The organism is Nocardiopsis alba (genome assembly GCF_000710955.1).
GTDB classification, from domain to species: domain Bacteria; phylum Actinomycetota; class Actinomycetes; order Streptosporangiales; family Streptosporangiaceae; genus Nocardiopsis; species Nocardiopsis alba.
The window spans coordinates 120,834-128,974 of the sequence record NZ_BAZE01000016.1 but is presented as its reverse complement, the minus strand read 5'-3'; the positions used below and the strand labels follow the sequence as shown (position 1 = coordinate 128,974).

The 8,141-nt window shown below is 72.0% G+C and carries 8 protein-coding genes; 1 reads left to right on the top strand and 7 read right to left on the bottom strand.

Annotated features, from left to right (window positions below; genetic code table 11):
- Nucleotides 1-36: 36 nt before the first annotated feature.
- On the top strand, nt 37-471 hold the full coding sequence (locus TR33_RS24155) for a pyridoxamine 5'-phosphate oxidase family protein (protein ID WP_017535752.1): 435 nt from the start codon (nt 37-39) through the stop codon (nt 469-471).
- A 9-nt stretch (nt 472-480) separates the two neighbouring features.
- Here the strand turns inward: TR33_RS24155 and TR33_RS24150 are convergent, their stop codons facing one another.
- The 7 genes from TR33_RS24150 to TR33_RS24120 form a co-directional block, all read right to left on the bottom strand.
- Nucleotides 481-1,605 carry an AAA family ATPase gene (locus TR33_RS24150; RefSeq protein ID WP_017535753.1) on the bottom strand — a complete coding sequence of 375 codons (1,125 nt, stop codon included), beginning with the start codon at nt 1,603-1,605 and terminating at the stop codon, nt 481-483.
- Nucleotides 1,589-2,377: an RNA ligase family protein gene (locus tag TR33_RS24145; protein ID WP_017535754.1), complete on the bottom strand. Its 789-nt coding sequence runs from the start codon at nt 2,375-2,377 to the stop codon at nt 1,589-1,591. Before TR33_RS24145 ends, TR33_RS24150 begins: the two co-directional genes overlap by 17 nt.
- A 60-nt stretch (nt 2,378-2,437) precedes the next feature.
- Nucleotides 2,438-3,718 (bottom strand): DUF2786 domain-containing protein, encoded by a 1,281-nt coding sequence (locus TR33_RS24140; protein WP_026125220.1) that lies wholly within the window; start codon nt 3,716-3,718, stop codon nt 2,438-2,440.
- Between the two features lie 69 nt (nt 3,719-3,787).
- A complete protein-coding gene (locus TR33_RS24135) occupies nt 3,788-4,978 on the bottom strand; it encodes an alpha/beta hydrolase family protein (protein WP_042285704.1) in 1,191 nt (396 codons plus the stop codon).
- 153 nt (nt 4,979-5,131) lie between these two features.
- Entirely contained in the window at nt 5,132-5,782 is a 651-nt protein-coding gene (locus TR33_RS24130; protein ID WP_042285703.1) for a LutC/YkgG family protein, read from the bottom strand.
- Complete coding sequence (locus TR33_RS24125) at nt 5,779-7,203, bottom strand: lactate utilization protein B (protein ID WP_042285701.1); 1,425 nt, start codon at nt 7,201-7,203, stop codon at nt 5,779-5,781. Before TR33_RS24125 ends, TR33_RS24130 begins: the two co-directional genes overlap by 4 nt.
- Nucleotides 7,200-7,940 carry a (Fe-S)-binding protein gene (locus TR33_RS24120; RefSeq protein WP_014911722.1) on the bottom strand — a complete coding sequence of 247 codons (741 nt, stop codon included), beginning with the start codon at nt 7,938-7,940 and terminating at the stop codon, nt 7,200-7,202. Before TR33_RS24120 ends, TR33_RS24125 begins: the two co-directional genes overlap by 4 nt.
- Nucleotides 7,941-8,141 lie beyond the last annotated feature (201 nt).

The window sequence follows — 8,141 nt, the reverse complement described above, 5'->3', positions numbered from 1 at the left end:
TAGTCTCCTCGTCGAACGGAACGACGAAGGAGAGACGTGAACGACCACCGGAACCCGGGCTCGCTCCCCGCCCCCGAGCACATACGCGACCGCCTGGCCGAGGACCGTAACGTCTGGCTGTGCACCTCGCGCGCCGACGGATCGCCCCATGTGGTCCCCGTCTGGTTCGTCCACCTCGGGGAGCGCTGGTGGATCGGGGCCTCCACCCGTTCGGTCAAGGTCCGCAACGTCCTGCGCGACCCGAGGGTGAGCCTGGCCTTGGAGGACGGTGACGCCCCCGTCGTCGCCCAAGGGCGGGCCCGGGTACGCGAGGACTTCCCCGAGGAGGTGATCGCCGCCTTCCACGGCCGTTACGACTGGGACCCTCGCACGCCCTACGGCCCCGATCCGCGGCGCTCCCTGTTGGAGGTCGCCGTCACCCGGTGGCTCATGGCGGGGTCGGCCCCCGAGACCACGCCGAACCCGGGCTGAGCCACGACGTCAGGCGGTCGTCTCCAAGAGGAGGCGATGCGCCTCGGTGGGGTCGGGACACTCCCAGCGGCGGATCAGTCGCTCGACCACCGACGGGGGCACCGGCGCCTCGCGGCGGGCCATCCTGGCGCGCAGGACCTCGGGCGGGGCCTCCAGGGACACGATCTCCACCCGGGCCCGGTAGTCGGCGGCCAGACCGATCACCCGACCGCGCAGGTCCCGAGAGACGTTCGTGGCGTTCCAGACGAAGGAGCGACCCGCGCGCAGATGGGCGCGGGCCCGCTCGAAGGCGGCCGCCGCCACCGGTCGCTGGTCCGCCGTCGGGGCGATCCCCAGTTCCGCGCGCAGGGCGTCCAGGCTCACGACCGGCGGGTCGGGCAGACGGGTCCGGATCCAGTGGTCCTTGCCGGCACCGGGCAGCCCCGACATCATCGTCACGGTCGCCCTGGTGTCGTCGTAGGCCGCGTGGTCCGGATCGCGGTCGGGCCTGCGGAAGAACCGGAATCGGGCGTGGTCGGAGGGGAAGTCGCGGGGGCGGTCCAGACAGCGCTGTTCGGCGCAGTACTCGGCGTACAGTCCGACGTTGTCCAGGACCTCGGCGACGTCACCGCAACGGCGCCCGAGGATGTCGGCGGTGGCCAGCAGGACCAGGTCGTCGTTGCGCGCTGACAGGCTCACCCTGAAGGCGAGCTCTCGCAGGTCGGGGCGTTCCAGGGCCCAGAACGGGAGCTGGTGGTGGCGCACCAGGGCGGCCACGTGCTCGCGCCGGGCGATCGGGGCGCCGGACTCCCACAGGATCCGGCGGACCATCAGGTCGCCCCGCCGCGAGTGTCCGTGCGCGGTCACCCGACCCTCGGCGTCCTTACGGGTGCACAGCGGCTTGGCCACGTCGTGCAGGAGCGTCGCGGCGAACAGCAGGACCCTCTCCTCCTCGGGGCGGGCCCGCCACTCCGCCAGATCGGCCAGGGCCTCGCAGGCCATGCGGGTGTGGGTCTCCACGTCCCCCTCGGCGTGGTGGACCGGGTCCTGCTCCACCCCCGCCAGGGCGCGTACCCAGGGGAAGGCCTCGCGTATCGCGGCCCAGTCCGTCCTCCAGAGCGGGGGAGCGGGGCACAGTTCAGCGAACCTCCGCATAGAGCACCTCCGGGTCGGCGAGTCCGTTGGCGACGACGGGGCGGTCCAGCCAGTGGCTCCCCGAGTCCAGGACGGCGGTGGTGAACTCCGAACGCACCCACTTGTAGCGGTCGACCGTGAGGTCGCCCTCCTCGACCTTAACGTACAGGCCCTCCATCAGGTCCGAGGCGTCGGTCTCGGCCAGGGTCCGTTCCGGGTCGGCGCCGCCGGCCCGCGCGGACGCGGCCAGGGCGTCGCGCCATCGCCGGGTCCGGTACGCCGACCGGCCCACCAGCGCGGTCAGGTCGTCCAGACCGGCCAGGGGGCCGGTGTGGAGGACCGGCACCGAGACCACCGGGGTGCCCGACAGGAGCTCCCGCCGACGCGGGGTCGACAGGAACACGCCCTCCCGGGTGTCCAGCACGTCGAACTCGCAGAAGTAGTGCGGCAGGGCGTCGTAGAACACGGTGTGCTTGGCGTACAGCCACTCCCCGTACATCACGTAGCGCGTGCCCAGCCGGGGCCACAACAGTGGCGCGACCGTCGCGGCCCAGGCCTTCAAGGGACCGAACTGTCGTTCCCGGGGGCCGCCGGTCAGGAAGTGCCCCCTGCTCTGGAGCCGCGGCCTTCCGTCGGAGTCGAAGGACAGCCCTGCGTTGGCCCCGTCGAGCTTCTCCTCGACCACCAGGTGCCGGCCGGTCAGAGTGGAGAAGGGCACCGCGTCCAGGTCGTGGTCGCCGACCTGGAGACGCGATCCGCCGATGTGCCTCGTGCGGGGGTATTTGTACAGCATGGTCGGTTTCTATCGGTCGCGGACGGAGGTCGGCCACCGATTTTCCGCCCCCGACCCCGCTCAGACCAGGTGGGCCCGGGTACCGAGGGAGGCGGAGTCGGCCGCGGCACGCCCCTCGTACCAGCCCTCCGCGTCGGCGGGCCCGCGCACACGGGAGGTGGTCAACGCGCCGAACACCTCGTTCACCGCGGCCTCCACCGCGCGCTCCCGTTCGGCGAACACGGGGACCAGGTCGGTGCCGGTCTCGGTGCCGACCGCCTTCTCGGCGGCCCGCGCCGTCTCGGAGAGGCGTTCGCCCACCCGTACCGCGAAGGCCGACATGAACGAGGACCGGAAGTCCTTCCTCGCCCCACGGCCGGAACGGTCGCGCGCCGAACCGCTCACCCGCATCGCCGTCTCCGCCTGGATCAGGAGCGACGTGTACAGCAGGTCCACCGCCTCCACGTCGCCGGGGAAGCCCATCACGGTGCTCAGACCCAGCTCACGGTGCCAGATCGCCCGACAGTGGTTGGCCTCGGCGATCTCGTTGAGCAGCACGGCCCGATGCTCGTCGTAGGGGGAGTCCACCGGAAGCCTGCGGGCCGAGGTGGCCTCGGGCTCCTCGGGGTCGGCCTCCACCAGGGCCAGGTCGATGCTGTGCCGGGCCATCATCTCCTGGGCCCGCGCGGTCAGGGCCTCGGCCTCCTGCGGGAACTCCGTGGACTCGGCCTTGGCGAGCAGAGCGCGTACCCGTTGCAGCCGCCCCTGGTCGACCGGGATCGAGGGGCGCGCCCCGGGACGGAAGTTCCCCGGGGGCGGCCCCAGGCGGCGCATCGGGGGCAGGGTGCGCAGCAGGGCCAGCAGTCGCAGCACCACCTCGACGACCTCGAAACGCATCAGCCCGTGTTCGGATCCCAGGTGCTCCAAGAGCGCCTCGCCCGAACCCCGGGGCGGGTCCACGTCCAGAGCGCGCACCTGTTCGTTCCAGCGGGGGTCGACCGTGGCCGCGGAGTGGCGTTCCAGGTCCGCTGCGACGACGTCGGCGCAGACGGACGCGGCCAGGGGGCCGGCCTCACGTCGTACGTGGCGAACGGTCTCGGCGGGCTGCCAGCCGCGCGCCCAGGCGTCGGCGATCCCGAACAGCAGGGTGTCGAAGAGCGAGCGCGCCGCCGCCCCGGCCCAGTGGGGGTCCTCCACGTCGGCCAGGCGCGCCACGGCCAGATCGACGCCGCTGCCCTCCTGCCCGCGCACCAGGGCGTCGACCGCCTGGGCGGTCACCTCCACGGGGGTGTCCGAGGGAGCGGGGCCGTCCCATTCCACGCTCGTTCGAGCGTCGCCGCGCCGGCGGCTTTTCCTGCCCACGGTGGTTCTCTCCCTGGTCGAAGGGTGGTTCGGAGCCGACGGACCATCCTACCGGCCGGGGCGGGCCCCTCAGGGGGCAGGGGTCCCGGAGGCGACCACGACCAGTTCGGGATGGACGGCCTCCGGATCCTCCAGGAGGGGACGCTCCTCTCCGCGCAGGTGGTGGGCGAAGAGCGCGGTGGAGTACTCACGGATGAGGGAGACCCCTCGGGCCGGGTCCAGATCGCCGAACTGGGCCCGCCACTGCTCGGGGGTGAGCAGGTCGCGCAGGCCGAGTTCGTCCATGAACACGCCCTTGTCCAGGACGTTGGAGTGGCCCGAGTCGGTGATCCGGATCCACTGGCGCCATCCGGTCTGCCCGGCCCAGCGCTCGTCCCAGCCTTCCCAGGGGCGTCCCTGGTCGTTGGCGAGCAGGGCCAGCGGACGGTCGATCTCCCCTTCCAACTGGGCGGTGTAGTAGGGGCCGTCGAGGTTCAGGCCGGCCGCGACGCGCTCCTCGTCGAGCAGGCTCTGGGCGACCGCCGCCCCGCCCCAGGAGTGGCCGATCATCCCCACCCGGTCGGTGTCCAGGATCGGGGCCCACTCCCGGGCCGCGCCCCTCTCGAAGGAATCGAGGAGGAAGGAGACGTCGGCGGACCGGGTGAGGGCGCCCGATTCCCACTCCTGCGACAGACAGCCGGCGCACTCCTCGACCAGCCCGTCGGGGAACTCCACCGGGGAGGCCTCGTTCCGGTGGTCGATCCCGGCCACCGCGAAACCCTGGGAGGCGAGTTCTTCGGCGAGCCCGGTCGCCCAGACACGGGAGACCCCGGAACCGGGGGAGTACAGGACCAACGGCAGTCCGCCGTCGACCGTGACCGGAGGCGCCTCCGGGACCGCGTGGGTGCCCACGTCCGTGAGCGTCTCCGGGGGGAGGCCCTCGATCCCCAACGCCGCCAGGGAGGCCTCGGCCTCGGCGCGGGTCATATAAGGGGCCCGCTCACCGGTGTCCTCCGGTGTCGGGTACCAGAGGGTCACCATCAGTTCGCGGTCGCCGCCGAGCCAGGGGTCCTCCCGGGTGTCGTCCACCAGGTGCAGGGTGGTGGTGCCCACGGCCAGGTCGCCGGTGGGGGCGGGCAGGGACGGCGGGGGAGGGGCGGGGCGTTCGTCGCCCGGTTCGAGCGGGTCGGCCGCCGCCGTACCGGCGGTGGTCAGGGTCAGGGTCAGGGCCAGGGCCCCGATCGGGATCGCGGTCGTTCGTGGGCGGCGATGGTCGCGCATGGGGGTACCGTCTCTCGTCCTCGTCGCGGTCTCGGCTCCCTCGAAACGCTAGGGAACCGGCGTCGAGGTCCGCGAGGGGGCGGACCCGTCGACGGAGGGCGGGCGCGCCGCACCCCTGGGGGTACGGCGCGCACCACCACGAGGGGTCCGACCTCAGGCGTCGGGATCCAGTAGCACGACCTCCAGGGTGCGGGGCCCGTGGACGCCGGCCACCCGGATCATCTCGATGTCGACGGTGGCCGAGGGCCCGCTCACCCAGGTCAGGGGGCGGAGTGGATCCAGCCGCCGCACGGCCTGGGGGACGGCGTCCACGACCTGGTCGGCGCGGACCACGCACAGGTGGTGGTCGGGGACCAGGCTCAGAGCCCGACGTCCTTGGTCCGGTCCGCCGTCCAGCACGATCGTGCCGGTCTCGGCGACCGCCACCGTGCAGGCGGTGACCACGCCGTCGGCGGAGTCCAGCTCGGCCACGTCGCGCGGATCCTCGGGGGAGTCGACGACCCGTTCCACCGAGGTCCGGGACAGCCACTCCTCGGGCAGCCCCGCCGGCACCAGGATCCGGCGGGCCCCGCGCCGCTCCAGCGCGGCGGCCACCTCGTCGGCGACCCGGTCCGGGGCCACCCGGCGCACCAGGGCGTTGTAGTCGACCAGCCGCTCCACCAGCACGTCCAGCGTCGGGCCGGCGTCGTGGCTCTCGGCGTAGGGACGCTCCGAAGGGCGACGCTCCACCGGCTCGTCGGCGGGGACGTCGGCCAGCGCCGCCCGTACCCGGGCGAGTACGCGTTCACGGGAGCCGTTCGTCATCGGCCGTCCTCTCGTTCGTTCCACCACTGACGGAAGGAGCGCGCGGGCACGTCCGGGAGGTCGCGCGTATCGGTCCATTTTCCCGCCGGGCCGGGCAGATGGCGTGGCACGACCCCGCGCGCGAGCCCGGCCGCGCGCTGGACCGTGTCCAACGCCGTCGCGGAGCCGAACACGGCCTCGGCCCCGGCCATCAGCGCCTTCTCGCTCACATGTCCCTTGGACTCGGCCACCTTCTCGCGCAGGTGCACCAGGACCTCGGGGATGTCGATGGCCACCGGGCACACCTCGTAGCAGGCGCCGCACAACGAGGAGGCGTAGGGCAGGGCCTCGTCGACCTTCGAGGACATCCCCTGGAGCTGGGGCGTGAGGATCGCGCCGATCGGCCCCGGGTAGACCGAGCCGTAGGCGTGTCCGCCGACCCGCTCGTACACGGGGCAGATGTTCAGACAGGCCGAGCAGCGGATGCAGCGCAGCGCCTGGCGTCCGACGGTGTCGGCGAGCACGTCGGTGCGTCCGTTGTCCAACAGCACCAGGTGGAAGTCCTGGGGTCCGTCGCCCGGGGTCACCCCGGTCCAGGTCGAGGTGTAGGGGTTCATCCTCTCCCCGGTGGACGAGCGCGGCAACAGCTGCATGAACACTTCGAGGTCGGACCATGTGGGCACGATCTTCTCGATGCCCACCACCGAGATGAGGGTCTCCGGCAGGGTCAGGCACATGCGACCGTTGCCCTCGGACTCCAGTACCAGCAGGGTGCCCGAATCGGCCACCGCGAAGTTCGCGCCGGAGACGGCCACCTTGGACCTCAGGAACAGTTCGCGCAGGTGGACGCGGGAGGCCTCGGCCAGGGCGTGCGGGTCGTCGGTCAGATCCGGGGGAGCGGGGCGACCCCATTCGCCCATCCTCTGGAGGAAGATCTCCCGGATCTGGGCGCGTCCCAGGTGGATGGCGGGGACCAGGATGTGCGAGGGCAGATCCTCGCCCAACTGGACGATCAGCTCGGCCAGGTCGGTCTCATAGGCGGTGATCCCAGCCGCCTCCAGGGCGTTGTTGAGCTCGATCTCCTGGGTGGCCATCGACTTGACCTTGACCACCTCGGTCTCACCGGTCCGGCGGATCAGCCGGGTGATGATCTCGTTGGCCTCGGCGGCGTCGGAGGCCCAGTGCACCGTGCCGCCCGCGCGTTGGACCGACTCCTCCAATCGTTCCAGGTAGTGGTCCAGATGGCGCAGGGTGTGGGTCTTGATCCGCTCGCCCTCGGCGCGCAGCCGCTGCCAGTCGTCGCCCAGCTCGTCGACGACCCTGGTCCTCTTGGCGCGGATGGTGTGGGTGGCCTTGTGCAGGTTGTGCCGGGTCCGCGAGTCCTCGACGGCCCGCTTCGCGGCCTCGGGAAAGGGGGGCATGCCCAGGAACGTGGCGCTCATGTCCGTGCGTACTCCTTCTCCGTGGAGGCCAGGATCTCGGCGATGTGGGCGGTGCGCAGGCCCGAACGCTGTCGGGACAGCGTGCCGCCGATGTGCATCAGGCAGGAGTTGTCCACCGCGCACAGCACCTCGGCCCCGGTCTCCACCACGTGTCGGGCCTTGTCGAAGCCCATGGCCGAGGAGACGTCGCCGTTCTTGACCGAGAACGTGCCGCCGAAACCGCAGCATTCGGTGGCCTCGGGCAGTTCGAGCAGCTCCAGGCCGCGCACGGCGCGCAGGAGCCGGTAGGGGCGGTCGCCCAGGCCCAGGAACCGCAGGCCGTGGCAGGTGGGGTGGTAGACGACCTTGTGCGGGTAGTAGGCGCCCACGTCGGTCACCTCCAGCACGTCCACGAGGAACTCGGTGAGGTCGTACACGCGCGGTGCGAGGGAGTCCATCCGACGGGCCAGGCGGCTTCCGCTCCGGCTCAGTCTCGGATAGTTGTCCCGGATCATGGCGGCGCAGGAGGCCGAGGGGACCACGACCGCGTCCGCGTTCTCGAAGGTCCGGGCGAAGCGCACCGCGAGCCGGGCGGCGGGGCGCCGGTAGCCGGTGTTGTAGTGCATCTGGCCGCAGCAGGTCTGGTCGGTGGGGAAGACCACCTCGTGGCCCAGGCGTTCCAGGAGCCGCACGACGGCCCGGCCGGTATCGGGGAAGAGTGTGTCGTTGACACAGGTGATGAACAGCGCGATCCGCATGTGCCTCCTTCGTGTCCCGGTCGACGCGGACCGGTCCCACCCGATGATCTGGGACCGTCCGGGAACGGGGCCGCCCGACGCGCCGTCCTTGGGGATTCCGAAAGGCACGCCCATTGGTCCGACCACTTTGCCTCAAGCAAGGGCGGGTGGGCAAGGGAGGGTAGAGTGTCCAGGTGGGAGGAATCCCTCCCGGTTCACGGA